Source organism: Bacteroidota bacterium (genome assembly GCA_018266835.1).
Classification (GTDB): domain Bacteria; phylum Bacteroidota; class Ignavibacteria; order Tepidaquicellales; family Tepidaquicellaceae; genus JAFDZO01.
This window is the reverse complement of the sequence record JAFDZP010000002.1, coordinates 820,819-847,046: the sequence shown is the minus strand read 5'-3', so window position 1 is coordinate 847,046 and position 26,228 is coordinate 820,819. Positions and strand designations below refer to the sequence as shown.

Below are 26,228 nucleotides of genomic sequence, written 5' to 3'. Positions count from 1 at the left end.
TACAACATATTCACTTATGGAAAAAATTCTTGTTATAGGGGCAGCAGGGCAGATTGGCTCCGAACTCACAACGGCACTCCGTAAAGTTTACGGAGCATCGAATGTTTTTGCAACTGATATACGTCAGGCGCCGCAGGATATAATTGAAGGAGGTCCGTTTCAGCTTCTTGATGTTATGGATGATAAAAGATTAATTCACTTCGTTATAAGATATAAAATTACTCAGATATATTTACTTGCAGCAGTGCTATCGGGAAATGCAGAGCGTCTTCCGCTGCAGGCATGGGATATTAATATGAAAAGTTTGCTGAACATACTGGATTTATCGAGGGAAGTCGGAATAAAAAAAGTTTTCTGGCCTAGCTCAATTGCAGTATTCGGTAATACTACACCTAAAGTAAAAACACCGCAGTTTACAGTGATGGAGCCGAACACAGTTTACGGCATCAGCAAACAGGCAGGCGAACGATGGGCGGAATATTATTTCAACAGATATAAAATTGATGTGAGAAGCATAAGATATCCCGGCTTGATAAGTTATAAGACTGAGGCGGGCGGCGGAACAACTGACTACGCAGTGGAAATTTTTTACGATGCAATAAAGAAAGGGAAGTACGAATGTTTCTTAAAAGAAAATACTGCATTGCCAATGATGTTCATGCCCGATGCAATTAATGCAACAATTGATTTAATGGAAGCTGATGCGAAGAAATTATCAGTACGCTCAAGTTATAACTTAGGCGGAATAAGTTTTGATCCGAAGCAATTAGCAGCCGAGATAAAAAAACATATTCCAACATTTAAGATTACATACAAGCCTGACTTCAGGCAAAGAATAGCAGACTCATGGCCGAAATCCATTGATGATAAAGTCGCTGCAAAGGACTGGGGCTGGAAGCATAAATACGACCTGAAAAAAATGACTAAGATAATGCTGGATGAAATAAAGAAAAAAGTAAAATAATAAAACTTGAAGTAATTTTAATCCCGCTGAAAGGCGGGATTTTTGTATTATAGCACACCAATGATATCAAAGCTCTTAGGTAAAATTCCCGCTCACAGAAAAGGACTTGTGCTTATTTCCATTGCCGCATGTTTTTGGAGTACGGGCGGACTTTTTATAAAAGTGCTTAAAGAGCTTGATGCCTTTCAGATATCATTTTACCGCTCGATGATTGCCGCACTTACTATTGTAGTGATAAGCGCAGCAAGAGGGCAGAAGGTAAAATATTCTTTCGATTTAATTTCAGTCCTATGCTTTATAACATTTGCAGGCATATTAATTTTATTTGTAGCCGCAACTAAGCTGACGACTGCGGCCAATGCAATATTTCTGCAGTTCGGCGCTCCTATATATTTAGTGATAGCTGAGCCGTTAATATTTAAAACAAAATTTGATAAAAGAAATTTAATCACTGTGCTGGTTGTTATTTTAGGTATGGCGTTATTTTTCATGGGAAGAATAGAGCTTGGAAATATATACGGCAACCTGCTTGCAATACTTTCTGGTATGTGTTTTGCGGCGTTCACACTTTTTCTTAAATGGAAAAAACAGAAGCACCAGAGTGAGGATACAATAAGCAATGTTGTAATGGGAAATTTTTTAGTGGGATTAATCTGTCTTCCGATAATTTTTCCGCATCTGAGTTTGAATTTTAATCAGACAGTGATACTTATTTTTCTTGGTGCAGTGCAGATAGGTATTAGTTATATGATTTTTAATGAAGGGATAAAGTATGTAAGCGCAACGGAGTCAATGATTATAGGAACGCTTGAGGCGATATTCAATCCTATATGGGTATTTTTCGGAGTGGGAGAGAAGCCTTCAGTTTTTGCAATTGCAGGAGCATGTGTAATACTTGGAGCGATACTATGGAGAAATTTGATAAGTAAGCCGAGTGAAAAAACTATGATAATAGATTAATCTCCAAATAGAAAGTAAACTAATGCTCCGAGAGTAATCTGAGTTGCAATTAAAAAAATAACTGAGTAAGTATCATTAGTTTTTGATTCGTCATAGTCAGCCTGATTGTATGTAATTAAGTATCTGTCGTATGCGTCGTTAGCAACGGATTTGAAATGGAAAGTCCCAAATGTTGTTCCTGCAATAGCTGCACCTAAAATTCCTATCAGCGGAAAATTTCTTTTAGCATTAAAGTTTGTGTTCTTGTTTTTCCAGACATTATTTTTTGTAATGCCTGAGGGAGTGAGTGTCTCAACAATGTTCCTTCCGAAATCCAGGTTATCAAAGTTTATAGTCTTATCAAAGTAGCCTTCTTTCCTTAAAATAAAGTTACCTGACAATTTTTCTTTTGAAAATAGTCTTAATGGTGTAAAGCCATAGGTAGAATCATTTTTTATTACAGATGCATTTGAAGGGACTGTATTTATAAAATATTCATTCCGAAAAGTTACTGTGAATGAAGTATCGCTCTTTAATTCGAGTGTTATAATTTTGCTTTCAGTTTCCCAATCTTTTAGTGAACTCCAGTTCAAAATTTTAAGAGTATAAACGGAAGGTTTAAGTTTATAATTAACTAGGGGAGCTTTTCCTATCAAAGTTGAATCAATGTAAACATCGTAATTATCCGGAAGGGAATTTACAGACAGATTATAGAAAGAGGAATCACTTTGTGCGAAAAGGGATGAGGATAAAATTAAAAATATTAATATTAAAAAATTTCTTTTCATTAAATTATTTGAAGCAATAAAAATATTTCGGGTCGCTGCCGACGAGTATATAATTTTTCCAGACGACTGCGCTAGAGCGGATTCTTCCTTCGGTTTTATATCTCCAGAGTTCTGCTCCGTCTTCTGCTCCCAGGCAGTAGAAGTTAAAATCATAAGAGCCGATGAAAATTTTGTTATCTTTTATTAAAGGGGATGCGTGTATTGCTCCCTTAGTTTCAAATTTCCAGTTTTCATTTCCCGTATCTTCGTTGAATGAGTAGATATATCCGCTTACAGTACTTACGATTGCGTTGTTATTATAAAACCCCGGCGAAGAAATTATTTTGGAGTTTAAATTTTTTGACCATACTAATTTTCCTACTGTATCTAAACAGTATAAATTTTTATCGTCAGAACCGCAGTAAATTTTGTTATTATAAATTGAAACATCAGCGTATATACTTGCTTTGGTTTTATATTCCCAGATTTCTTTGCCGTCAGAAAAATTTACGCTGTAAATGTTACCATCAGTAGAGCCGCAATAGACTTTATTATCATAGTAAGTAGGCGAATTATAAAATCCATACTTTGAATTTTTTATTTCGAAACTCCAAACCTCTTTGCCGTCTTTCAAATTTAATTTTACTATTTCACCTTCGGCTGTGCTCACTAAAATATTATCTTCTACTAATATTGGTGATGCTTCTATATTATATAAATTTTTTCTCCAGACTTCTTTCCCTCTTTTTAAATCATAACAAAGTAGTGAGCTTTCCTTATCACCTGAGAATGTACAGATAACATAATTTTTATATATCAGCGGAGTTGAGAACGCTGCTTTGCCAAGGTCTCCGTAATTGCCGAGACTTTTACCGTTTGAAATATTTAACGCCTGTAATTCACCGTGCAGAGTATTTATAAAAACAACTCCGTCGCTTGCAGAAATGCTGTTTTTGGAAATTCCTGCTTCGAGGCTGTACTCCCATAATAAATTAAATGGCGGAGTAAGGTTTTCTTTCGAATTGGATATATTGGTCTTCTGCAGATTTCCTCCGGACATAAGCCAATCCTCATTTTCATTTATCTGGAGGGCCTGATTGAACTGGATTGAGTTGCACGAGGAAAAAAGAATTAAGAGGGGAATGAAAAAAATGTATGGTTTGTATCTCATTCGCAAGTAAATTATTACAAGGCGTAATTAAAAACAATAGAGAAACAAAAACGCTCTGGAAAACATTGTGGCGCCGCCCGGACTGAAAGTCCGGGTGCCGTAAGCACGAAATTGAAATTTCAATTTCGTGCTTACGGCAGGTCCCGCTGGAAGCGGGACGCGGCGCCACATCCCCCTATATGAATTACAAATTGTAAATTCGAAATAAATTTATATGAGGACAATCCCCCTCCTTTTCAAGGAGGGGCAGGGGGGGTAACTATTTTTGTTTCGGGATGTCCCACTTCCATATGAACGCGGGGCCACTCTTTGCTTCCCCCCCCTTTTTATAAGGGGGGATTGAGGGGGCGGTATCAGTTGTAAATTTTTTTTCAAAGCATTGAACATCGAAACGAGAATAAACTAGTCCCCCTCCTTTTCAAGGAGGGGGTAGGGGGTGGTTAAAAATCAAAACTTCGTTTAATAGCATATTATATTCCCGTAATACATTTAACTTAATTTATAATAGAAGTATATTTATTAAATTTCTTCTAAAAATGAAAATAGGAATTACCTGTTATCCAACCTACGGCGGCAGCGGAGTTGTAGCTACCGAGCTTGGCAAATCTCTCGCTCTCCGCGGTCATGAAATTCATTTTATTTCTTATGCAATGCCTATGAGGCTAAGCGCCTTCGTTGAAAATATTTTTTATCACGAAGTAGAAATAAATAATTATCCGTTATTTGAGTTTCCATTGTACAGCATTGCACTTGCGAGCAAGATGGTCGAAGTCGCAAAGTTTCACGAGATTGATTTAGTCCATGCGCACTATGCTATTCCTCACGCCACTAGCGCATTCCTTGCCCGCGAAATTATAAAAAGTCAGAACGGAAATATTAAGAATATAAAGTTTATAACTACGCTTCACGGAACCGATATTACTTTAACAGGATTAGAGCCTAGCTTTCTTCCTACGATGAAATTTAGTATTGAGCAGTCAGACGGAGTTACAGCAGTATCGCAATACTTAAAAGATAAGACACTTTCGAATTATAAAATTGTAAAAGATATAGAGGTCATTCCTAACTTTATCGATGTTGAGAAGTATAAAAGATTAGACGGGAAAGAGAACACCTGCTTCAGAAAAAATTACGCTCCCGAAGGTGAGAAGATTCTTATTCACATTTCAAACTTCCGTCAATTAAAGCGTGTACCGGAAGTCGTTAAGATTTTTAATGAAGTTAATAAAAAAGTACCGTCAAGATTAATTCTCGTCGGTGACGGACCCGACAGAGGTGAATGCGAAAGACTTGCTCGCGAGCTTGATATCTTCGACAAAGTAAAATTCCTTGGAAAGCAGACAGAGCTGGTTGAGCTACTTTCTATTGCTGACATATTCATTATGCCGTCACAATCAGAGAGCTTCGGACTTTCTGCGCTTGAAGCAATGAGCTGCGGAGTACCGGTAATTTCGTCCAGTGTCGGCGGATTGCCTGAGTTAAACCTTCACGGCGAAACAGGTTACATTGCTGAAATCGGAGATGTGGACAGAATGGCAAGATATGCAATTGAGCTGCTTACATTACCGAAAAGATATGAGCTCTTTGCAAAAAATGCCCGCGCCAGGGCAGAGTATTTCCAGGAAGATAACATTGTGCCCATGTATGAAAAATATTACGAAAAAGTGTTGAACTCATAATTCATACTGTAAAGATCATGTTGAATTTAACCGCTAAGATGCAAAGATTTAAGCAAAGTACGCAAAAGCTAAGTAAGAAATATTATTAATGGATAATTTTTTTTCTTTGCGTTCTTTGCAATCAACTTTGCTTCTTTGCGGTGAATTTAAAACAAGAATAAAACTGCAAATTAACCGTATTTTATTTGTTTATTGAATGTTCTTTGAATAAAAATTATATTTAGGTGTGAAAGACTATCTGGCAGAGAACTTAAAACTGCTAAAAAACGATATATTTGAGGTTTGTAAAAGGGTAGGGCGCGATGTAAACGAGATAAAGCTTATTGCTGTAAGCAAAACTTTTCCTGTTGAAGATATCCAAACGGTTTTTAATGCCGGACAGGTTGATTTCGGCGAGAACAAGCCACAGGAAATGAAAGAGAAGTTTGATGAGCTTCACGATAAGAATATCCGGTGGCATATGATTGGTCATTTGCAGACCAATAAAGTAAAATATATTGCCGACTACGTTTATTTGATTCACAGTGTAGATAGTGAAAAGCTTGCCGAGGAAATTCAGAAGCAGGCAGAAAAAAGAAATAAGGTGTTAGATGTTCTGGTTCAGGTGAATACAAGCGATGAGATGCAGAAATCCGGAGTCGACCCTGACAAAGCTGAAAAGCTTTGCAGATTTGTATCAAGCTTAGTAAATGTCCGTTTATGCGGACTTATGACTATAGGAAAATTTACCTATGATAAAAATATTATCAGAGGAAATTTCAAAGATTTAAAAAAGATTTACGACGAACTGAAACCATCATTTCCCGATTTTAAATATTTATCAATGGGAATGACTTCAGACTACGAAATTGCAATTGAAGAAGGCGCAAATCTTCTGAGAATCGGAAGCGCAATCTTCGGTAAAAGGGAGTACGAAATTACGTAGTTCATTCTACAATTTAAAATTTAATTTATGAACATTAAAGCTGCTGAAATAAGGAAGAAAGATTTTAAAAAATCTTTCCGTGGTTACGACCCCAATGAAGTGGAAGCTTTTTTAGATACAGTGAGCTCTCACTATGAAAAGCTTGTGCTCGAAATAGCAACTTTAAACAACAGAATTAAATCCCTTACTTCTGATATAGAAGTTTACAAAGAGAATGAAGTCAATTTACAAAAAGCCATTGTCCGTGCGCAGGATATAGGCGAAGAGATTTTAGAAAACTCCAAAAAACGCGCGCAGAACATTGTCCGCGAAGCAGAACTTAATGCGCAAAGAATAAAGCAGGATATCGATGAAGATATTATGACTCAGCGCGCAGAGCTTGAAGAGATAAAATTAAAAAACGACAAGATGATTGAAGATACAAAAATGTTTTTAATGGATAAACTTACTGAGCTTGAAGATTACATCAAGAATAAAAGAATTTATAAGATGGAACTTGCAAATCCTAAGATGTTAGATGCAGAAGAAAAGACTGATATAGAAATTTCACCGACAGAAAAAATCACAGTCAATACAGCAGCAGGCAATCTCACAGATTTCGGTCTGACCTCCAGACCATTCGACGAGAACTTCGAAGTAAAATAATTTTACAAAAGAAATTTTAAACTATTTAAAATCGACCTGATAGCGTTATACTGTCAGGTCTGTTTTTTAGAAACGTATAGCAATGAACTTTAGACATACTGAAGCTTTAGATTACATTAAAAAAATCGCAGGCGATAATTATGACGTAGGTATTATTCTCGGAACAGGTCTGGGCGGACTTGTAAAAGAAATAAAAATAAATCACGCCATAGAATATTCTGATATTCCCAATTTTCCCGTATCAACAGTTGAATCACATTCAGGCAAATTAATTTTCGGAGAGCTCTCCGGTAAAAAAATAGTTGCCATGCAGGGAAGATTTCATTATTACGAAGGGTACTCACATGCAGATGTCGTGTTTCCCGTTTTAGTATTACATGCTCTTGGAATAAAATCACTTCTTGTTTCAAATGCGTGCGGCGGATTGAATCCCACATTCAGAAGGACTGACTTAATGATTATATCAGGACATATTAATCTGCACGGAACTTCTCCTTTGATAAATTTTCAGGGGAAGAGCGCAGGACGCGCAAAGAATTTTTATTCAAAAAAATTAATTAAGCTTGCAGAAAATATTGCTCTTGAGAATGGTATAGATGTTCAAAAAGGAGTTTACCTTGTAGTGCAGGGACCAAATCTTGAAACTGTAGCAGAGTATCGAATGGTCCGTATGATGGGCGGAGATGTTGTAGGTATGTCAACCGTTCCTGAAGTTCTTGCCGCAGCAGAACTTGGAATAGAATGTCTTGGACTTTCAATTATTACCGATGAAGGTTTTCCCGATACATTAAAAGTCGCTTCGCATCATGAAATTGTTGAAGCTGCAAACTTAGCCGAACCTAAATTAACTTTATTAACAAAAAAATTAGTAGAGAGACTTTAATCTAAATTATTAATGCGTTCTCAATTATTATAGAAAACACAAAAACAAATGACTGAACAAAGAGAAAGAATAAAGCAATCAGTTGATTATATAAAAAGCGTAATGCCGAAGGGCTTTTCAGCAGATACTGCTATCTACACAGAAGATAATTTTAACATCAGCGATTTTAAAGAGCTTGGCAAAATAAAAACTTCTGATATTCCTCCAACATTCGAAGGCGGAAACAATCAGAACTCAAAATTTATTTTCGGAAAGCTAAACGGAAAAAATGTAATTATTGTAAAAGGAAGATTCCATTTTTATGACGGATATAAAATGAGAGATATCGGACACGTTATTTACGTTTTAAAATATCTCGGAGTTAAAAAATTAATTACTGTTGATGAAGTCGGGCATTTAAATCCAAGATTTTCTACAGGAGAAGTTGCTTTAGTTTATGACCACATAAATCTTATGGGAGATAATCCGCTAATCGGAAAAAATGATGATGACTTAGGAGTAAGATTTCCTGATATGAGCAATGCCTACGATAAAAATCTTTATGCAAAAGTTTACAAAGTTTTACAGGATAATAAAGTAAGAATTAACGAAGCAATATATGTTGGTACTACAGGACCTGAAAGCGAAACCGATGCAGAAGCAAGATTTTACAGAGAGATTGGCGGAGATGTAGTCGGCTACTCAACTGCTGCAGAAAATATTACAGCTGTTCACTGCGGATTGAAACACATTGCGATAGGATTAATTAGCCGGGATTTAGTCGCTGATAAAATGATGGAAGATTCCAGAAATGACGCAGAACGAACTAAAGACAGGAAAAAATCGTTATTAACTTCGTCTGCTTTAGCAGGGAAACTTATAAAGGACATTGTCAAAAACATTTAATGAATTGGAAACTATTAACTACTGAAGAAGAGATACAAAAATTAATTGAACAAAGCGAAACAAAACCGGTTTTAATTTTTAAGTACAGCGGAAGATGTTCCATCTGCGACAGAGTGCAGGACATACTTGAATCTGAATGGAGTGAAAACGAATCTGATAACGAAATGAAAATCACTCCTTACTTTCTTGACCTGATAAGATATAGAAATGTATCAACTGCTGTAGTGAGGCAATTCAATGTAATGCATGAGTCACCTCAGGTGCTAGTGATAAAGACAAGAAAAGTTGTTTACACTGAATCACATGGCTATATAAGGTTTGAAGACATAATGAAATCAATAAACTAAAAAGTTTAACATAGTAAATTTATGGAAGCAAGATTAGCAATCCCAAAGATGTACAAGCTATTCATTGGCGGAAAATTTGCCCGCACTGAATCAGAACGTTACCTTGAAGTTTTTGATGCAGATAAAAATAAACTTTGTAATATTTCGCGCTCATCCAGAAAAGACGTACGCAATGCAGTTGTTGCAGCAAGAGCAGGATTTGCATCATGGAGCAGCAAAACTCCCTATGAAAGAGGCCAGATTTTTTACCGCCTGGCAGAAATGCTTGAAAGCGGTGTTGGAAAATTTGTAGATGAAATTATAATATCAACGGGATGCACTCCGCAGCAGGCTTGCGATGAAGTAAGTGTTGCAATCGACAGAATAATTTTTTACGCAGGTCTCTGCGATAAATATGTTCAGCTATCGGGAACGGTTAATCCTGTTCAGGCAGGATATTTTAATTTCTCAATTCCTGAGCCAACAGGTATTGTAGGAATTATTTTACCTGATACGTTAAGCTTTTTACCAATGATTTCAAGAATTCTTCCTGTGCTTGCATCGGGAAATTCATGTATCATTATTGCAAACGAAAAATACCCGCTGCCGGCATTGAGCTTCTCTGAAGTTATTGCAACAAGTGATTTTCCTTCAGGCTCAATAAACATTCTTACAGGAATGAAGAAGGAACTGGTTTCACATCTTGCAGGACATATGGATGTGAACGCAATCGATTACTCAGCTGACGGAACAGATTACAAGAAACAAATTCAGGAACTCTGCGCAAACAATGTAAAGCGCGGAAATTATTTGCCTGCTGACTGGGACTGGTATAATGATGAGCTTAATGAATCAGTAAAAGATGTAGAGAAATTCACCGAAACTAAAACAGTCTGGCACACAATGGGTAATTAATACAATATTACACTAGTACTTTAACACTTTCTCATTTTATAATTTAATTAAAATAATTTTTTTGAAACCCCGATATAATTTATTTTTAGTTCTTGCCCTGCTATTTGCATACAGCGGCGCATTCTCCCAGGTAAATAATAAAAAGTTAGCGACTGTTCCATATACTATTGAAGCAGGAAGTTTATCTGATGCTGATGCAGCGTTACAGGATTTTCTTCTTGACAGGTTTGCTATACTCAGCGATAAATGGATTGGCGATATAACTGCAACTCAGAAAGTTGAACAGATAAACGACAGCACAAAAACTGACGTTCTCTACAAAGTTACATATCAGATCCCCAAAAGTTTTTTAGCTGATACTGCTAAAATTTTATGGGAGCTGAACATTCCGCAGTTTGAATCACACATCTATCAGCTATATGCACAGGATACAATCTACATCGATACCTGGCCTAATGTTGTCGGCAGAGTAACTGATAAAACTTATACAGGAAACTACAAAGCATTCAGAATAAGGAACTGGCCTTCATGGAAAGATCCTGATCCTGCCAAGAAAGATGTTGAAGCAACACCTCCGGGACCCGGAAATCCGCTTGGACTTTTTGTAGTTCATTATGATGAGCGTTCACTCAGATATTTCCACGGAACAAATAAACCCGGTGTTTTGAAAAAAACATTGAGATACGAATCGCACGGATGCGTAAGAAACGACAACGACAATATTAAGAAGATGAAAGAGTTCATTCTTAAAAGAGTTGTGAAATCGAAAGACCTTACAAGCTGGGTGAAAAGTAAAAAATCAATGACGTATGATTTTGACGAGATTGATAAATTCCCTGTAAGAATAATTTATAAAACATATGAATTAAGTCAGGACGACTACGGACATTATATCTCATTTTTCAAAGATATTTATAACTATCAGGGGAAAGATTTATCAAGAGATAATTGGAATGACCCGTCTTTAATGACTTTCACTACAAAAGAAAATATACTGAATGAGTATAACCGTGAGTACGGATGGAATATTCCCAAAGAAAAACTTGATGAAATTATTGAATACCTGATGAAAAACGGTAAGCCTTATGAGAGATATTATTTTGAAGATTTAAAAAGTCAGTTCTTAACAAATCAATAAAAGTTTAAAAACTTTCATCGCGCCATTTTTTAATCTTCCATTTTGAATCGGAAGTCTCGCGCACCAAGTTCATATCTGCAAACCCGTTCAACCGTTCAACGTTGTTCGGGTTGAAGGTAATCGTTAAATTTAAACTCCGCCTTACATTAGTATTTAAGGAATCTCCGTCCTGATAGACAATGTTGTTCCAGATAATTTCCAGTTTCTGAGTGTTCTGAAACAATCCGCTAGTAGTCCGCATCTCAGTATATTTATCCCATGAAACATCGTAACCTAAATTGTAATCTCTGTAAGTGAAAACGAAATCATCCGTTAAAAGTCCGCTGTAAACCGTTGTATCTTTGAAAGTATATGCGTAGCGGAAATTCTGATACAGCCCTTCGATGGTTTTCTGGTCAGTGATTATATTTGTAGTACTGGTTGTGTCAATTTTGGGTGCAAAGATGTTTTCGCAGGAGGATAAAGCAATTCCTATCGTTAGAAGAAAAATTCCGAATACAATATTTTTATAATTAAACTTCAATCAGTAAAGTTTTTTAATTCCTGTTGCAATTAAATATAGTATGGAAGAAAGCATCATTACTCCATCTAATAAAAATGAAAACCAGTAATCCGATTTCGTCTCTTTGCTTTTCTTAAGTAAAAATAATAACAATATTCCGGGTATAATTAACGTTGTAATAATCAATCCGCTGTTTCTGAAAATAAAAAATGCAAAGGATGATATAAAGAATAAAATTAACGTAATTATAAAAAGCATTTGGATTTTCTTCTCGTCCAGAATGGTGATTATGCTTCGTATACCCCGCTGAATATCATATTCTTTGTCCTTCAAATCAAACAGAACACAGATTGCATATATTAGAAAAAATCTGTTCAGAAAAAATAAAACTCCGGCGTTTCCATCGTAGGAAGTAATCATACTAAGAGGGAGCGATACTGTTACCAGCGTCCAGATTAAAGCAAGATAAAGTGTTTTTGCAGTTCCGAATCTTTTAAAAAAACTGAATTTTTCAAATTTTATTTTAGGTGAAGAATATAAAACGGTAAATACAATTAAAGTCAGAATTAACTTCAAATCCTGATTGAAGAAATATAGAAACACTGTTGAGCCGATTGCTCCTACAATAAGCAGCGTTAAAAAATATTTTCTGTGCTGCAAACCCCACGTAACTTTTTCTGAATATTCTTTCTCAGTTGTAGGCAGGTATGAATGGAATGAATAACTGCTTATTGAAGCGAAGAAAATAAATCCTAGTAAAGTAAAATTCAAGGGCGAGCTAAAAACAACGAATGTGTAGTAAGACATCAGCACTGCGCAGATTGCAATGAAAATATTCCCGAAGACTAAATAGTTTACAATGTGAATAAATTTTCTTTCGGAAACTTCCATAAGCCCATGCCCGTCTTCTTAATTGCTGAAATTAGCTTTTATAACACTCCATGTTGTATCTGAATCATTCACACGAAAATCCGTCCAGCTTTTTATCGACCACAGATTTCTTGAATCATGTGTTATTACAAACCGCAGTTTTCCTTTTGCCTGCCTTGCGACATTGGCGCGGTTATGATTAAATATTAACAGATAGTCTGAGTCATAAACAGCAGAGTCACTGGTTATGTTGGAAGAAACATTCGATAAAAATAAATTTGAAGTGGAAGCCTCAGAAGTCTGAGTAACTAAATTAGTGAAGTAAGAGTTTTCTTTGTTTTTATCCCATGAAGCAAATATAGGATAAGTCCCCTGAGAAATAACATCCGGGAAATATGAAAAACGCGCTCCGCTGAAATTGGAATCAGAAATACAATTTGTATAATTGTTTATATCCCGCTGAAAAATTGCTGAGGTAAAATTTGTTATAACAATATCGGGAGTAGTCGGGGGAATGAAGTTAGAGCGCGGAGTGTTCGGAATTTCAACATCTCTTGTTTCGAACAAGCCGCATCCGCTTACATATAAAAGAAGAAAAAAAAATATTTTAAAATTTTTGCGCAATTAATATCAGTCTCTGAGATTTATCTTTGTTATATTTATTACCGTAATAATCACCGAAAGAATATATAACTTTTAATCTATTATCGTTAAAAACTTTCTTCAGTGTTTCAATTTTATATAACTTCAGTACTTCTTCATAATTGATTTTTTTTGTACCTGATTTTACTGTGATCTCTTTTCTTACAAAATCACCTGTGATTGTTCTCTTCGAAGTAAACTCTTTTCCTAAAAAAATCTTCTTATCATAGGGAACAATGTTCTTTCTTAAATAATTACCGTTGAGGAAATCAAAAACAAAGTATCCGTTTTTCTTAAGGGAGGCGGAAACGTTCTTTATAACAAGAAAATTTTCTTCATCTTCAGAAAAATATCCAAAGCTGGTAAATAAGTTTGCAGCTAAATCAAAGGAGTGATTGAAGTCAAACTTTCTCATATCCTTATTGAGAAACTTTGCTTTAATGTATTTCTCCGGCAGAGCTTTGAAATTTTTCTTTGCTTCGGAAATTAAAAATTTAGATAGGTCAAATCCCGTAACCTCAAATCCTCTACGCGCTAATTCAATTGAATATCTTCCTGCGCCGCAGCAGACATCAAGCACTTTATCACATTTTTTTAACGGAAGAACCCGTTGCACAAGGTTAATTAAATTACGAGCATCGTCTTCGTTGCGGTGTTTATATAGTTCGAGATAAAGCTTGCTTGAGAACCAGTTAACGTACCATGGTGTTTGCTTAGACATCAACTCTTCCTTCCATTGCTTTTGCAAGTGTGACTTCATCGGTGAGCTCGATATCTGCTCCGATAGGTATTCCGCGCGCAATGCGTGAAATTTTTATTCCCAGTGGTTTAACTAATTTTGAAATGTATAATATTGTTGTTTCACCTTCAACAGTGGGATTTAATGCTAAGATTAACTCAGTGATTGTATTACCCGAGCTTTCATCAAGTCTCATTATCAGTTCACGGAGTTTGATATCGTTTGGACCAATTCCGTCCAACGGAGAAATTCTCCCATGAAGAACGTGATAAACTCCTTTGAACTCATTCGTTTTTTCAATTGCAAAAACATCCTGCGGCTCTTCCACAACGCAGATAACATTTTTGTTTCTTCTGTCGGAAGAGCATATCTTACATTCTTCGTTCTCAGTAATATTCATACAGGTTTTGCAGAACTTTATTTTTTTCTTTGTCTCTATAAGAGCTTTAGAAAATTGTTCTATATCTTCCAGCGGCTGCTTTGTAACATGCATAGCAAGGCGCTGCGCAGTTTTTCTGCCGATGGAAGGTAGCTTTGCAAACTCGTCAATTAATATATCAAGTATATCTGATGTGCCGTTCATTGTTGTATCGGATATAAAAAATCGTTAATTAAAATTTCGGAAGATTTAATCCCGGAATATTTGGAATCATACCTGCAGTTGCCTTTGACATTTCGTCATCAGCCATTTTCTTTGAGCTTTCTATTGCTTTGTTCACAGCAGCAATTAAAAGATCTTCAAGCACTTCAGATTCTTCTGCTTTGATGATTTCTTTTTCAATTTCAATTTTTGTGATGACATTTTTTCCGTTCATTGTAACTTTCACCATTCCGCCGCCTGATTCTTCAGTAACAAATTTACCTTCAAGCTCCTGATTAACATTGTCCATTTTTTCCTGCATCTTTTTCACTTGTTTCATCATTCCCTGCATTTGACCTAAGTTCATTTTTATTTCTCCTTAATTAATTTTTAATTTATTTTTATAATTTTATTTTAAAATTCTTATTTGTTTTAGTACAGCTGGTTAAAATTTAAAAGCTCATTCCATTTTTTAAAAAGCTCTGCTTCGGTTACAACATCTCTTATGCAGTAATCTGCAATGGTCCTGTACTGTTTATCTCTGAAGAGCGGACCGACCATATCTCCCGTAACTCCTCCGTCCTTAGAGCTTTCAACTCCCAGTTGTTTGCAGTAAAAATCCAGAGTAAATTTTCTTCTTGCTCCCTGCGGCGAGTGTTTGTGAAAAGTCAGTTCCTTTAATAAATCTACATGGTAATCTTTAAATGTAAAATCCGAACCTTTCATTAAATTGTATGACGGTCTTATGCCCAGCACTAAACTTCTTAACATAATAAACGGGCAATCAAATTCCCGTCCGTTAAACGTTACAAAAATATCGTATTTATAAGTTGCAATGCTCTTCCAGAAAATATCAACAATTTCTTTTTCCGTGCCGAATACATACTCTTCCTTTTCATCTTCAGGCTGCTTTTCGTAGTTTTCATCCACGTTAATCAGGCAACATTTTTTATCACGGCTTAAATCATATAAACCTATGCAGACTATTTGTGATGTGAAAGGAGAAAAAGTTAATGCATCTATTGAGTTTAGTTTCTCCTGTTCAGTTGCTGCAAATTTTGTAAGATACGCTTTTGTTTCTTCGTCGTAATGAGTTTCGAAATCATATGCAGCGACCTCTAAATCAAAAACCAATATTTTTCTTCTTTCTAAATCTATCATTCCATTCAATTATATTTTAAACAAAGTATCTTCTGTAATTTTTAATTCGCTTTCTGTATAGAACGGCTCGCCGTATTTAACTCCGATTTTAAATCCCCAGTTAATTGAGCGCGCTTCAAGATTATCTCCGAATGATTTTCCGCTTATGTATGTCTGCGGTCCTTTTTTATCATCGGTAAAAAATTGAGTTTCGTAGCATTTTACTGCCTTTATTTTTTGTTCGTATGTATCTGATATATCGAATATAAAACTTGTAGGAATATCAAAGTGCTGCGCGTAATAATAAACTTTACCGGGTCTGTAAGCAGGGGATTTTGTTTTTATCTTAATTAGTCCCGCATAAAAAAAACTTTCTCTCAAAAGATTACTTGCATTTATATGGTCAGGATGCCTGTCACAATTGAATGGAGCAAAAACAATTTTAGGTCTGAACTTTCTAACGACTTCTATTATTTTTTTTCTGTTCTTTTCATTGTTCTCAATGTTGCCATCCTGAATCTTTAAATTTTCTCTGTGATGGATTCCCATAAGATTCGAAGCGTTCTTAGTTTCAACCGCACGTGATTTTAGATTTCCGCGTGTAGATAGTTCGCCTTGGGTTAAATCAACAATTCCGATTTTAAAGTCTGCTTTAACAAGAGCAATAACAGTCCCGCCGGCAGATAATTCAACATCATCAGGATGGGCTGAGAAAAAAATCGCGTCTAAATTTTTCATCTGCAAATATACCGATATTGAACTTACAATTAAATGCATGTTCTAAACCACAGAGAACACAGAAATCTACACAGAGGACACAAAGCTGGAAATATTATTTTTTAACGTATAAAATCTGTGTTCTCTGTGATAATTCTCTGTGTAATCTGTGGTTAGATTAACAATATAGGCACTTTTTATCCACTGAATTACACCTCTAAAATCGCTATTTTCATTGAATTATGAAAAATCCCGATTGTATTTTTTGCAAAATCGTTTCAGGTGAAATCCCTTCATATAAAATATATGAAGACGATGATTTTATCGGAATACTTGATGTCTTCCCTAATACTAAAGGCATGACGCTTGTAATTCCAAAGGAGCATTACGATTCGTATGCATTCGAAATGCCTGAAGAAATTTATTCTAAGTTTTTTTTGACTGCAAAAAAGCTCGGCAAAATGATTGATGAAAAACTTGGAGTCGTGAGAACCGCTTTAGTAATGGAAGGGATGGGTGTAAACCACGCGCACATAAAATTATATCCGCTGCATGGACTTGATAAGGAATTCAAAGCAATAAATTCTGGCGAACCGAAGTTCTACGAAAACTATCAGGGTTCGCTTTCAACAGCTATGGGACCCAAGGCATCTGATGAAGATTTAAAAGAAGTTCAAAAGTTATTCTTAAGTTAAAATTTAAAATTAATACAATAAAACTCCATTGAAGTATAATCACATTGAAATAGAGAAGAAGTGGCAGAAGTTCTGGAAAGAAAATAAAACTTTCCGCACGCCTGAATTTGATAAGCTTGATAAAGATAAGCCTAAGTTTTACGTTCTTGATATGTTCCCTTATCCCAGCGGAGACGGACTTCATGTCGGTCACCCGGAAGGCTACACTGCAACTGATATAGTTGCGCGATACAAAAGAATGCAGGGATATAATGTGCTTCACCCAATGGGATGGGATGCATATGGCTTGCCGACAGAGCAGTTTGCTTTGAAGACAGGCATACATCCGAAGATAAGAACGGCTGAGTCTATTGCAAGATTCAGAAGCCAGCTTGATGCAATAGGACTTTCATATGACTGGGACAGAGAGATAAATACTTCAGATGAGAAATTTTTTAAATGGACTCAGTGGATATTTTTAAAATTATATAATTCTTATTACGATACTGAAGCAGATAAGGCAAAGCCTTTAAGTGAGTTGAAAATTCCTGAAGGACTTGATGCACAGGGCAAGAGAGAATTTTTAGATTCTCAGCGTCTTGCATATTTATCAGAAGGTCCTGTGAACTGGTCACCTGAACTGGGAACAGTTTTAGCAAACGATGAAGTTGCAGAGCAGATTGAAAAAGGTCATACAGTTGTAAGAAGAAATATGCGTCAGTGGAAGCTGCGCATTACTAAATATGCAGATAGATTATTAAAAAGCCTTGATGAACTTGACTGGCCTGCGAACCTGAAAGAAATTCAGCGCAACTGGATTGGCAGAAGCGAAGGCGCGATGATAAAATTTAAAATTGAAAGCGATAACCTTGATGACGGAAGATATATTGAGGTGTTTACAACAAGACCTGATACAATTTTCGGAGCAACCTATATGGTTCTTGCGCCGGAGCATCCTTTAGTTTCTGAAATAACTACATCGGAAAATTTAAAGACAGTTGATGAATATATATTAAGCGCTGCAAAGAAGTCCGACCTGGAAAGACAGGAGCTTTCAAAAGAAAAGACAGGTGCTTTTACAGGAGCGTATGCAATAAATCCTGCCAACAACAGTAAGATTCCTGTGCTGATTTCCGATTATGTTTTAATTAGCTATGGAACAGGTGCTATAATGAGTGTGCCCGGACATGATGAACGCGATATGGATTTTGCAAAGAAATTTAATCTTGAAATTGTTCCTGTGGTTATTCCTGCTGAATACGGAAGCGCTGCTTTCAAAAAAATAAAATCAGAAGACGGCAGTGAAATTATTATGTCAGGTCCCGGAATTGGAATGATAGAAGGTAAGAGCGACAGCGAGTTTCATAAGTTTTTAGAAGATACCAAGAAGGGTGACGTTTGTTTCCCTGGTGACGGATATGCTTTTAATTCAGGTTTCTTAAGCGGACTTACAACTGACGAAGCAAAGAAAAAAATTGTTCACTGGATAGAAGAAAATAAGCTAGGTAAAGGAAGTGTTAACTATAGATTGCGTGACTGGCTTTTCTCACGTCAGAGATACTGGGGTGAGCCGTTCCCGATAGTTCATATGAATGATACTGAATCGAAGGCACTGAATGAAGATGATTTGCCGCTGACACTACCCGATGTGGAATCATATAAACCCTCAGGTACAGGTGAATCACCGCTTGCAAATATAACTGACTGGGTAAATATTACAGATAAAGAAACAGGCAAACCTGCGAAGAGAGAGACAAACACAATGCCACAGCTTGCAGGTTCTAGCTGGTATTTTTTAAGATTTATTGACCCGATGAATACAGATGTCTTTGTTGATAAGGAAAAAGAAAAATACTGGATGCCGGTGGATTTATACATCGGCGGTTCGGAGCATGCTGTTGGTCATTTATTGTACGCAAGGTTCTGGCAGAAATTTTTATTTGACTTAGGATATGTAGCGCATGATGAGCCGTTCAGAAAATTATTTAATCAGGGAATGGTACTTGGTGAAGACGGTCAGAAGATGAGTAAGTCGAGAGGGAACGTTGTAAATCCCGATGACGTGATTGCGCAGTTCGGCGCGGACTCGCTGAGATTATTTGAAATGTTCATGGGACCGTTGGAAACTGCAAAGCCATGGAGCACAACAGGTATTGAAGGTATGAACAGATTTTTGAAAAGAATATGGAGATTAGTAATAGATGAAGAGACAGGAAATCTTAAAGCAAATATAGTAGATGAAGAACCGGAGCAAAGACTTAATAAGCTTCTTCATTTTACTATAAAGAAAATTACGAATGATATAAACGATATGGATATGAAGTTCAATACTTCAATTGCGCAGATGATGATTTTCACAAATGAATTATATAAAGCAGAAAAAATCAGCAAAGATATTCTAAATACTTTTGTTTTATTGATATCTCCGTTTGCGCCTCATATAGCTGAAGAGCTCTGGAGCGCATTAGGTAATAAAGAGTCATTGAGTTATCAGCAATGGCCGCAATTTGATGAAAGCTTAGCAAAAGCAGATATGGTTACAGTAGTATTTTCTGTGAACGGAAAGGTCAGAGGAAAAGCAGAAATGCAGCCGGACCTCAGTGATAAAACTTTGGAACAAACTGCACTTGATGACCCGAATGTTATAAAGCATATTCTTGGTAAGGAAGTTGTGAAGATAATAGTTGTAAAAAATAAAATGGTAAATATAGTTGTGAAATAAAATAAGCCCGTTATTCAAAAGTAACGGGCATCTTAATATTATTTAGGAAGATTTTGCAGTAACCACTCTTTGCTCGCTACATTTTTAGCCCGCTCCAGATCAAATCTCAATTCAAGCAGCTTTGACTTCGTTGCATTTTTCGGATTAATCATTTTCTGCAGATACAAAAAATATTTCCAGAATAGCTGATAGCTTGTTTTAGCAATTTTGTTTTCATTTCTTTTAAGATAGTGCTTAACTGAGTCAATCAAGTAATACTGAGCATTCATCTCTTTCTGCATATAATAAATTTTAGATTGCAATACTTTCGATTTCAGATAAAAGATACTATTGAGATAATCTATTTTATTTATAGTATTCAGAGCGTCATCATAATTTTTCTGGGCGAAAAAAATCTGCGCTTTTGCTAAGCCGATAGTATTCTTTTTAAACTCAGGAATGAGTTTGTTTTTATAATTGAATAAGAATTCCTCGGCAAATTTTACATTGTTTACTGCAATTGATGCAGAGATGGCATTCTGAAAATCAATGTGATTTACAAACGGGAGTTTTTTAAAAATGAAATTTTTCTCCGTAAGCCTGTAAATCTCGAATCTTTCCACCTGAAATTTAGCTGAGCCCTCATTGCATTTTTCCGCACTGTAGTTCATCAATGCTCCAATAAAATATTCAGCATTTCCCAGTGATAAGTTCTCTGTATTCGAAAACACCAGAGACTTCATTTCATAATAAAACTCTTCTTCCTCCGGTTTCCATATTGTCATCAGTACTAAGTAATTAAGATAAATAATCGGATGCTCTTTCTTCAGTATCTTTGAATTCACCTCTATATAATGAAGTATTTCTTTTGAGAAAGCAAGGTCTGTATCACTTTTTGCATTACTCTTATTATAGTAATATAAAAAATGAAGCATGTTAAGTTTGGTCTTAACAAAATACAAATCTATGTTTTCAGATACTGTCTGAATATCATCAGGAAGTTTCTCTTCATTACGTTCAAGTTTGAAATTAAATTTGGAAAGTTCAAACATTGAGTTATTCAGATAAAAGTTTTCATCTCTTTCGAATTCATCAGGAAGGGTTTGACTTATTTTTTTTTGAAGAATCTCAAAATTTTTTGTAAAATTATGTTCCGAATAGTATTTCAGCAGACTGTTCTGCAAATGCTGCTCATTATTTTCAAGTGAGAGCTGTGTATAAAATTTTTCTACAAGCTTGCAGAATTCTGTTATGAGGCTTCTTACTTTGCTTTCACTTTTTGCGTTTCCGAAAATGACTTCACTCATCTTGGGTATTTCCAGTTTATCAAAATAAGGGAAAATTTTTTGAAGATAATTATAAAGTGTAATAACAGCATGAGTTTTATTAAAAAAAGGTGAACGCAGAAAATCACCCAGACGTTTGAAATCCTTTTCATTAAGGTTTTCGAGGAGTTCCAGAAATCTTGTTTCCTTCATTAAAAATAAATTTAGTATTATCAGTAGTTAAGAAGTCATTAAAATTATAAAAATATGTCTTAGAGAAAAATGTAATAAAAATTACTGAAAACGTCCAAAATATTCAAAAAAGGGACAATTTTATAATTAAAAGTTTATAAGATGCAAATTTAAATTTGGAAATCTGCGCTATTTCAATGAAAAATAATCTTTGTTTTACATTCAAATAAGTAAGTATTTTGTGTTAACTAAAAAATCTGAAGATATATGATGTTAACGGAAGAGAGCTTGCAGTTCTTGAAAACAAGATTCTTCAAAAAGGAGAATACAAATATCAGTGGAATGCAGCAAGCTTTCCGAGCGGAATATACTTCTATAAACTTACAACTGAAAATTTTTCACAAACAAAAAAAATGATTTTAATAAAATAAATTTAATCGCAATGAAAACTAAATTGTTATTTATCCTCTCTGCGATATTTTTCGCAGTTTCATTGAACGCACAGCCCCTTACATGGAATAACTGGCAGCAAGTCAGCTCCGGTACAAACGCAAACTTAAATTACCTGGCTTCTGATAATGGTTCTTCTAAGTATTATGTGACAGGAGATAATGGAACAATACTTATCTCAACAAATTCCGGAATAGCCTGGTCGTTATTAAATACAGGCTATACAAACTCACTCAAACGGATTTTCCTGCACAATGGAACTACATATACAATATGCGGAACAAATGGTTTGATTGCCAAATCGACGAACAACGGTATTAACTTTACTGCACAGCAAACGGGGACAACTAACAATATTAATGCAATGGTTGCATACGGCTCCAACTGGGGAATTGCAGTCGGAGATAACGGAACACTGCTCCAAACTTCAAATGCAGGCTCAAACTGGAATGCAGCTTCTTCGGGCATAACATCTAATCTTAATTTTATCACTGTATATGATAATTTAAGAGGATTGATAGTTGGAGATAACGGAGTTGTTATCAAAAGTATTTTAGATGTACCATCATTTAATTATTCATACCGCAGAGTTACTACAGGTACATCTTTGAATTTAAAGTATGCAGTTGTGCTTGATTCAAATAATATCTGGATTGCCGCATCCGAAGGAAAGCTGCTTCATACTACAAATTCAGGTGTTAGCTGGCAAACAGTACTTACCGGGTTTACAAACGATTTGAATTATATAAACTATAAGTCAGCCGCTGAAATTTACGTATGCGGTGCAGGCGGGCTTATATTAAAAACTACAAATGGCGGAACATCATTCATTCAAATGACTTCCAATACAACTCAGGATTTAAAAGGAATTATAGTTAATGGTAATCTCGGCTGTGCTGTTGGTAACGGAGGGACTACTCTTAAAAATATATTATACGGAAACGGAGGAACATTTATAAAGCAACAGGCGCAGCTGAATCCGAATAACATATCTACCTGGATATGGAACACAGGGGTTTTTAATCAGGATTTAAGAACAACTAACACACCCGGATTTGAATGGCCAAAGGGTTCAGGGAAGTTTGCAATATTCTCTACAGGTTTATCTTTAGCCGGCTTTGTGAACGGAGAGTTTCGAATGGCTAACGCTTCATATAACGGAGAATATACGGGAGGATACATAGAGAATGGAATCGCTAAGACGGGGACTGACTTTCAGATATTCAGGGTAAAGCCCGGAGACAATTGTTATAATAGTGTAGATTACGCTAACTGGCAGGTGATGATTCCTTTCGGCGCGCCTTATAGAGACGTAAATGGCAACGGACAGTATGACCCGTGCATTGACATTCCGGGAGTAAAAAATGCTACGCAGACGGTTTTCATTTCACTTACAGACGGTTTTCCGCAGACACATACAACATCGGAAGGTTTTTCAGGCGGTACTGCTCCCATGAATGCCGATGTTCATCTAACAGCCTGGGGGTATCAGGATTCCTCACTGACTCAAAGTTTAAACGATGTTCTTTTCTTTAAATGGGAGATTATTAATAAAAACAATTTGCCCTGGACAGGATTTTATTCTTCAATCGTTTGTGACCCGGATTTAGGTTACCCGAAGGATGATTATATTGGCTGCGACTCAACACGAAATCTTGGATACTGCTATAATGCAACAGATCAGGATGGAGTAGGTTCAATAGGGCAATACGGAATACATCCACCTGCATTAGGAATGAGATTATTGAAAACTCCTATAAGAAGAAATGCCGGACCCAACGATACTCTTGGTATGACTTCATTTTGTTACTTTGCCGGAACCGATGCCGGGGAACCTCTTTGTGAACAAGATCCTTCAAGTGCTCCATCACAATCTTACAATTATATGCGCGGCATAAAGAAAGATGGTACTCCCTGGTTAAATGCTGCATCAGTACCTCCTTATCAGACAAAATATTGCTATACAGGTGACCCTGAAACGGCCACAGGCTGGACTGAATATTTCGGCAGAATTAAAAACTGCGGCGGCATAACGACAGGAAATGTGGAACCGAGTTCACCGGGAGATAGAAGATACATTATGTCTATGGGCAGAGATAACTTCACTTTCAATCCCGGTGATACGCAGACTGTTGTAATGGCGCAGATGATTGCGAGGGGTTCCAACAATAAAAATTCAGTTACGAAATTAAAACAAATGAGCGACTATGTGAACACTAAATTTAAAAGCGGAGAAATTTCTATAGGAGTAAGCAATAATGCAAACGTAATTGTTAATTCGTTCAATCTTTATCAGAATTATCCGAACCCTTTTAATCCAGTAACAACAATTAAATTTCAGATTCCTGAAAACACCTTTGCATCTTTGAAAATTTATGATGTTGCAGGCAAAGAAATCGGCACGCTTGTAAACGAAAATCTTTCAAGAGGGGATTATCAATATCTATGGAATGCATCTGATTATCCCAGTGGAATTTATTTTTACAGATTAGAAACACCAAATTACACACAAACAAAAAAAATGATTTTGGTTAAATAATGAGTACCGGAGAAAGAATATCTTAATTTTATATAGGCGTGCCTTCGCCGGCATTGCTAAAATTGCTGCTCCTATTGCAATAGTATAGAGATATTCTTCTCCGTTAAAATTTTAGTTACAATGAGGATGATTCAATCGCAGAAGAAAGAGCAGTCCCCCTGCATGGGCTAAAGTAGCCAAAGCAGATTTGAATCATTTATCTCGAATTCTCTCTGACAGATGAATACCTTTTCCCAGGAGGAATTTAATCTGTCAGGAGATTTAAATTTTAATTTAAAACTTATGGCAAAGGATCTGTATTTAAACATTTTTAAAAAATTGATAAAAAAAATTCTCTCAGTATTGTTTTCATTCTTGCTGTTAAATTGCATCTCTTATTCTGCTGTAATAAAAAGGCAGGTTATTTTTAATCCCAATAATATTTCAACTTGCGTATGGAATACGGGTGTGTTCAACCAGGATTTGAGATACACAAATAATCCGGGATTTGAATGGCCCAAGGGTTCAGGAATATTTGCTGTTTTTACATCCGGTTTATGCATTGGATCTTATGTAAACGGAGAATTACGATTGGCTAATGCATCTTATAACGGTGAGTATGCTCCCGGATACGTGGGAGATTCTAACGGTATTCCTGTATTTAAAACGGATAGTCGTTTCAGATTATATTCTGTAAAATATTACGATACTCAAAATTCAAATCCTGATGTTGCCGCGTGGAAAGACATGGTACATTACGGCGCTCCCTTTAACGATCTGAACAATAATAAAATCTATGATATCGGAATAGATAAACCCGGCGTACCTGATGCTGATCAAACGATATTTATTTGCCTCACTGATGCTGATGCTTCTAACCATACTACATCTGAAGGATTCAGCGGGGGGACAAGACCTTTAAATGCTGAAGTTCATCTCACTGCCTGGGGTTATTATGATGAACCGGTCAGTAATGTACAATTTTTCAAATGGGATATTGTAAATAAAAATAATGCCTCTTGGAATAAAACATATTTCAGTATCGTTACTGACCCGGACTTAGGATATCCAAAGGATGAGTATATTGGATGCGACTCATTACTTCAGCTGGGATATTGTTATAATGGAAATGATACTGATGGTACAGGTGCGCCGGGACAATACGGACTACATCCTCCGGCAGTTGGACAAACTCTTTTAAGAAGTGCGATAAATAATAATACTTATCCTCTTGATACTTTAAATGCAACTTCAATGACTTTTTTTGTAAATACTGAATCCGGAGGTCCATTATGTGAAACTGACCCTTCCAGTGCTCCATCCCAAGCTTATAATTATATGAGAGGATATAAAAAAGACGGTACTCCCTGGTTGGACCCAACCTATACTCCTTATAAAATTACTAAATTCTGTTATCCCGGAAATCCAGAGGATTCTACGGGCTGGACCGAGAGAAAAGGAAGAGTATACAATTGTGGAGGAGCAACTACAGGATTATTTCAGCTTTCATACCCGGGCGAAAGAAGATTTATGATTTCTACGGGTTCAGACTTTTTAAATGTAAATCCCGGCGATACACAAAAAATTGCCATGGCTCAGTTAATAGCAAGAGGCAGCAGTAATTTAAACTCTGTTACAAAATTAAAAGAGCTTACTAACCTTACTAAAAAAATTTATTATCAGGCAATTGAGGGATTTGAATCCTACTACGTTGAGCCTGCTCCTGAACTACCGACACATTTTAAATTGTACCAGAACTATCCCAATCCATTTAATCCGGTTACAACTATAAAATACGAAGTGAAAATGCTTTGGAAAGTAAAAATTCAGTTGTATGATACAAGAGGCGAATTGCTTAGAACTTTAGTAAACGAAGAAAAACCTCAGGGAGTGTATGAAGTAAAATTTGATGCATCAAATTTACCAAGCGGAATATATTTTATAAAAATGACTTCAGCGCAAGGATTTGAATCTTCTAAAAAAATGGTAATTATTAAATAA

26 protein-coding genes are annotated in these 26,228 nt (G+C 35.9%); 15 read left to right on the top strand and 11 right to left on the bottom strand.

Features of this window, described 5'->3' with window-relative positions:
- The first annotated feature begins 16 nt into the window (after positions 1-16).
- Together JST55_05515 and JST55_05510 are read left to right on the top strand one after the other, a co-directional pair.
- Entirely contained in the window at positions 17-964 is a 948-nt protein-coding gene (locus tag JST55_05515; GenBank protein MBS1492942.1) for an NAD-dependent epimerase/dehydratase family protein, read from the top strand.
- 60 nt (positions 965-1,024) lie between these two features.
- The gene (locus JST55_05510; protein ID MBS1492941.1) at positions 1,025-1,924 is read left to right on the top strand and encodes an EamA family transporter; all 900 of its coding nucleotides are present in this window, start codon (positions 1,025-1,027) and stop codon (positions 1,922-1,924) included.
- Here JST55_05510 and JST55_05505 read toward each other — a convergent pair.
- Positions 1,921-2,691 (bottom strand): PEGA domain-containing protein, encoded by a 771-nt coding sequence (locus JST55_05505; protein ID MBS1492940.1) that lies wholly within the window; start codon positions 2,689-2,691, stop codon positions 1,921-1,923. The two genes, JST55_05510 and JST55_05505, sit on opposite strands and share 4 nt — an antisense overlap.
- A 4-nt stretch (positions 2,692-2,695) precedes the next feature.
- Positions 2,696-3,730, bottom strand: coding sequence for a PQQ-binding-like beta-propeller repeat protein (locus JST55_05500; protein ID MBS1492939.1), 1,035 nt, complete (start codon positions 3,728-3,730; stop codon positions 2,696-2,698).
- Between the two features lie 647 nt (positions 3,731-4,377).
- On the opposite strand from JST55_05500, the gene bshA reads away from it, so the two are divergent.
- The 8 genes from bshA to JST55_05460 all read left to right on the top strand — a co-directional run bounded on the left by bshA (position 4,378) and on the right by JST55_05460 (position 11,237).
- A complete protein-coding gene (gene bshA, locus JST55_05495) occupies positions 4,378-5,520 on the top strand; it encodes an N-acetyl-alpha-D-glucosaminyl L-malate synthase BshA (GenBank protein ID MBS1492938.1) in 1,143 nt (380 codons plus the stop codon).
- A gap of 226 nt (positions 5,521-5,746) precedes the next feature.
- Complete coding sequence (locus JST55_05490; protein MBS1492937.1) at positions 5,747-6,445, top strand: YggS family pyridoxal phosphate-dependent enzyme; 699 nt, start codon at positions 5,747-5,749, stop codon at positions 6,443-6,445.
- 27 nt (positions 6,446-6,472) lie between these two features.
- The gene (locus JST55_05485) at positions 6,473-7,090 is read left to right on the top strand and encodes a DivIVA domain-containing protein (GenBank protein ID MBS1492936.1); all 618 of its coding nucleotides are present in this window, start codon (positions 6,473-6,475) and stop codon (positions 7,088-7,090) included.
- Between the two features lie 82 nt (positions 7,091-7,172).
- Positions 7,173-7,973 (top strand): purine-nucleoside phosphorylase, encoded by an 801-nt coding sequence (locus JST55_05480; GenBank protein MBS1492935.1) that lies wholly within the window; start codon positions 7,173-7,175, stop codon positions 7,971-7,973.
- Positions 7,974-8,021: 48 nt separating this feature from the next.
- Entirely contained in the window at positions 8,022-8,858 is an 837-nt protein-coding gene (locus JST55_05475; GenBank protein ID MBS1492934.1) for a purine-nucleoside phosphorylase, read from the top strand.
- On the top strand, positions 8,858-9,205 hold the full coding sequence (gene ytxJ, locus JST55_05470; GenBank protein MBS1492933.1) for a bacillithiol system redox-active protein YtxJ: 348 nt from the start codon (positions 8,858-8,860) through the stop codon (positions 9,203-9,205). Before JST55_05475 ends, ytxJ begins: the two co-directional genes overlap by 1 nt.
- Positions 9,206-9,226: 21 nt before the next feature.
- A complete protein-coding gene (locus tag JST55_05465) occupies positions 9,227-10,099 on the top strand; it encodes an aldehyde dehydrogenase family protein (protein MBS1492932.1) in 873 nt (290 codons plus the stop codon).
- Between the two features lie 61 nt (positions 10,100-10,160).
- Positions 10,161-11,237 (top strand): L,D-transpeptidase, encoded by a 1,077-nt coding sequence (locus tag JST55_05460; GenBank protein ID MBS1492931.1) that lies wholly within the window; start codon positions 10,161-10,163, stop codon positions 11,235-11,237.
- A 4-nt stretch (positions 11,238-11,241) separates the two neighbouring features.
- On the opposite strand, the gene JST55_05455 is transcribed toward JST55_05460, so the two are convergent.
- From JST55_05455 to bshB1, 8 genes are all read right to left on the bottom strand, one after another.
- Complete coding sequence (locus JST55_05455) at positions 11,242-11,712, bottom strand: hypothetical protein (protein MBS1492930.1); 471 nt, start codon at positions 11,710-11,712, stop codon at positions 11,242-11,244.
- Between the two features lie 48 nt (positions 11,713-11,760).
- Positions 11,761-12,630, bottom strand: coding sequence for a UbiA family prenyltransferase (locus JST55_05450; GenBank protein MBS1492929.1), 870 nt, complete (start codon positions 12,628-12,630; stop codon positions 11,761-11,763).
- A gap of 18 nt (positions 12,631-12,648) precedes the next feature.
- Entirely contained in the window at positions 12,649-13,176 is a 528-nt protein-coding gene (locus tag JST55_05445; GenBank protein MBS1492928.1) for a hypothetical protein, read from the bottom strand.
- 40 nt (positions 13,177-13,216) lie between these two features.
- Positions 13,217-13,972: a class I SAM-dependent methyltransferase gene (locus JST55_05440; protein ID MBS1492927.1), complete on the bottom strand. Its 756-nt coding sequence runs from the start codon at positions 13,970-13,972 to the stop codon at positions 13,217-13,219.
- Positions 13,965-14,573, bottom strand: a complete 609-nt coding sequence (gene recR / locus JST55_05435; GenBank protein ID MBS1492926.1) for a recombination protein RecR — start codon at positions 14,571-14,573, stop codon at positions 13,965-13,967. Before recR ends, JST55_05440 begins: the two co-directional genes overlap by 8 nt.
- A 28-nt stretch (positions 14,574-14,601) precedes the next feature.
- Positions 14,602-14,937, bottom strand: a complete 336-nt coding sequence (locus JST55_05430) for a YbaB/EbfC family nucleoid-associated protein (protein ID MBS1492925.1) — start codon at positions 14,935-14,937, stop codon at positions 14,602-14,604.
- Positions 14,938-15,002: 65 nt separating this feature from the next.
- Positions 15,003-15,731 (bottom strand): ribonuclease H-like domain-containing protein, encoded by a 729-nt coding sequence (locus JST55_05425; GenBank protein ID MBS1492924.1) that lies wholly within the window; start codon positions 15,729-15,731, stop codon positions 15,003-15,005.
- A 9-nt stretch (positions 15,732-15,740) separates the two neighbouring features.
- Positions 15,741-16,448 (bottom strand): bacillithiol biosynthesis deacetylase BshB1, encoded by a 708-nt coding sequence (bshB1, locus tag JST55_05420; GenBank protein ID MBS1492923.1) that lies wholly within the window; start codon positions 16,446-16,448, stop codon positions 15,741-15,743.
- Between the two features lie 221 nt (positions 16,449-16,669).
- Here bshB1 and JST55_05415 point away from each other — a divergent pair, with 221 nt between their 5' ends.
- Both JST55_05415 and JST55_05410 read left to right on the top strand, forming a co-directional pair.
- A complete protein-coding gene (locus JST55_05415; protein ID MBS1492922.1) occupies positions 16,670-17,122 on the top strand; it encodes an HIT family protein in 453 nt (150 codons plus the stop codon).
- Between the two features lie 28 nt (positions 17,123-17,150).
- The gene (locus tag JST55_05410; protein MBS1492921.1) at positions 17,151-19,823 is read left to right on the top strand and encodes a leucine--tRNA ligase; all 2,673 of its coding nucleotides are present in this window, start codon (positions 17,151-17,153) and stop codon (positions 19,821-19,823) included.
- 38 nt (positions 19,824-19,861) lie between these two features.
- On the opposite strand, the gene JST55_05405 is transcribed toward JST55_05410, so the two are convergent.
- Complete coding sequence (locus tag JST55_05405; GenBank protein MBS1492920.1) at positions 19,862-21,280, bottom strand: hypothetical protein; 1,419 nt, start codon at positions 21,278-21,280, stop codon at positions 19,862-19,864.
- A 236-nt stretch (positions 21,281-21,516) separates the two neighbouring features.
- Between JST55_05405 and JST55_05400 the strand changes: the two genes are divergently transcribed.
- From JST55_05400 to JST55_05390, 3 genes are all read left to right on the top strand, one after another.
- Positions 21,517-21,690 (top strand): T9SS type A sorting domain-containing protein, encoded by a 174-nt coding sequence (locus tag JST55_05400; protein ID MBS1492919.1) that lies wholly within the window; start codon positions 21,517-21,519, stop codon positions 21,688-21,690.
- An 11-nt stretch (positions 21,691-21,701) separates the two neighbouring features.
- Positions 21,702-24,248 carry a T9SS type A sorting domain-containing protein gene (locus tag JST55_05395; GenBank protein ID MBS1492918.1) on the top strand — a complete coding sequence of 849 codons (2,547 nt, stop codon included), beginning with the start codon at positions 21,702-21,704 and terminating at the stop codon, positions 24,246-24,248.
- Between the two features lie 318 nt (positions 24,249-24,566).
- A complete protein-coding gene (locus JST55_05390) occupies positions 24,567-26,228 on the top strand; it encodes a T9SS type A sorting domain-containing protein (protein ID MBS1492917.1) in 1,662 nt (553 codons plus the stop codon).

Coding starts and splice junctions, on each gene's coding strand:
- JST55_05395 (MBS1492918.1), top strand. CDS start 21,702: ATGAAAACTAAATTGTTATTTATCCTCTCTGCGATATTTTTCGCAGTT.
- JST55_05505 (MBS1492940.1), bottom strand. CDS start 2,691: ATGAAAAGAAATTTTTTAATATTAATATTTTTAATTTTATCCTCATCC.
- JST55_05475 (MBS1492934.1), top strand. CDS start 8,022: ATGACTGAACAAAGAGAAAGAATAAAGCAATCAGTTGATTATATAAAA.
- JST55_05425 (MBS1492924.1), bottom strand. CDS start 15,731: ATGATAGATTTAGAAAGAAGAAAAATATTGGTTTTTGATTTAGAGGTC.
- bshB1 (MBS1492923.1), bottom strand. CDS start 16,448: ATGAAAAATTTAGACGCGATTTTTTTCTCAGCCCATCCTGATGATGTT.
- JST55_05465 (MBS1492932.1), top strand. CDS start 9,227: ATGGAAGCAAGATTAGCAATCCCAAAGATGTACAAGCTATTCATTGGC.
- JST55_05480 (MBS1492935.1), top strand. CDS start 7,173: ATGAACTTTAGACATACTGAAGCTTTAGATTACATTAAAAAAATCGCA.
- JST55_05500 (MBS1492939.1), bottom strand. CDS start 3,730: ATGTCCGGAGGAAATCTGCAGAAGACCAATATATCCAATTCGAAAGAA.
- JST55_05440 (MBS1492927.1), bottom strand. CDS start 13,972: ATGTCTAAGCAAACACCATGGTACGTTAACTGGTTCTCAAGCAAGCTT.
- JST55_05430 (MBS1492925.1), bottom strand. CDS start 14,937: ATGAACTTAGGTCAAATGCAGGGAATGATGAAACAAGTGAAAAAGATG.
- JST55_05450 (MBS1492929.1), bottom strand. CDS start 12,630: ATGGAAGTTTCCGAAAGAAAATTTATTCACATTGTAAACTATTTAGTC.
- ytxJ (MBS1492933.1), top strand. CDS start 8,858: ATGAATTGGAAACTATTAACTACTGAAGAAGAGATACAAAAATTAATT.
- recR (MBS1492926.1), bottom strand. CDS start 14,573: ATGAACGGCACATCAGATATACTTGATATATTAATTGACGAGTTTGCA.
- JST55_05515 (MBS1492942.1), top strand. CDS start 17: ATGGAAAAAATTCTTGTTATAGGGGCAGCAGGGCAGATTGGCTCCGAA.
- JST55_05405 (MBS1492920.1), bottom strand. CDS start 21,280: ATGAAGGAAACAAGATTTCTGGAACTCCTCGAAAACCTTAATGAAAAG.
- JST55_05415 (MBS1492922.1), top strand. CDS start 16,670: ATGAAAAATCCCGATTGTATTTTTTGCAAAATCGTTTCAGGTGAAATC.
- bshA (MBS1492938.1), top strand. CDS start 4,378: ATGAAAATAGGAATTACCTGTTATCCAACCTACGGCGGCAGCGGAGTT.
- JST55_05510 (MBS1492941.1), top strand. CDS start 1,025: ATGATATCAAAGCTCTTAGGTAAAATTCCCGCTCACAGAAAAGGACTT.
- JST55_05485 (MBS1492936.1), top strand. CDS start 6,473: ATGAACATTAAAGCTGCTGAAATAAGGAAGAAAGATTTTAAAAAATCT.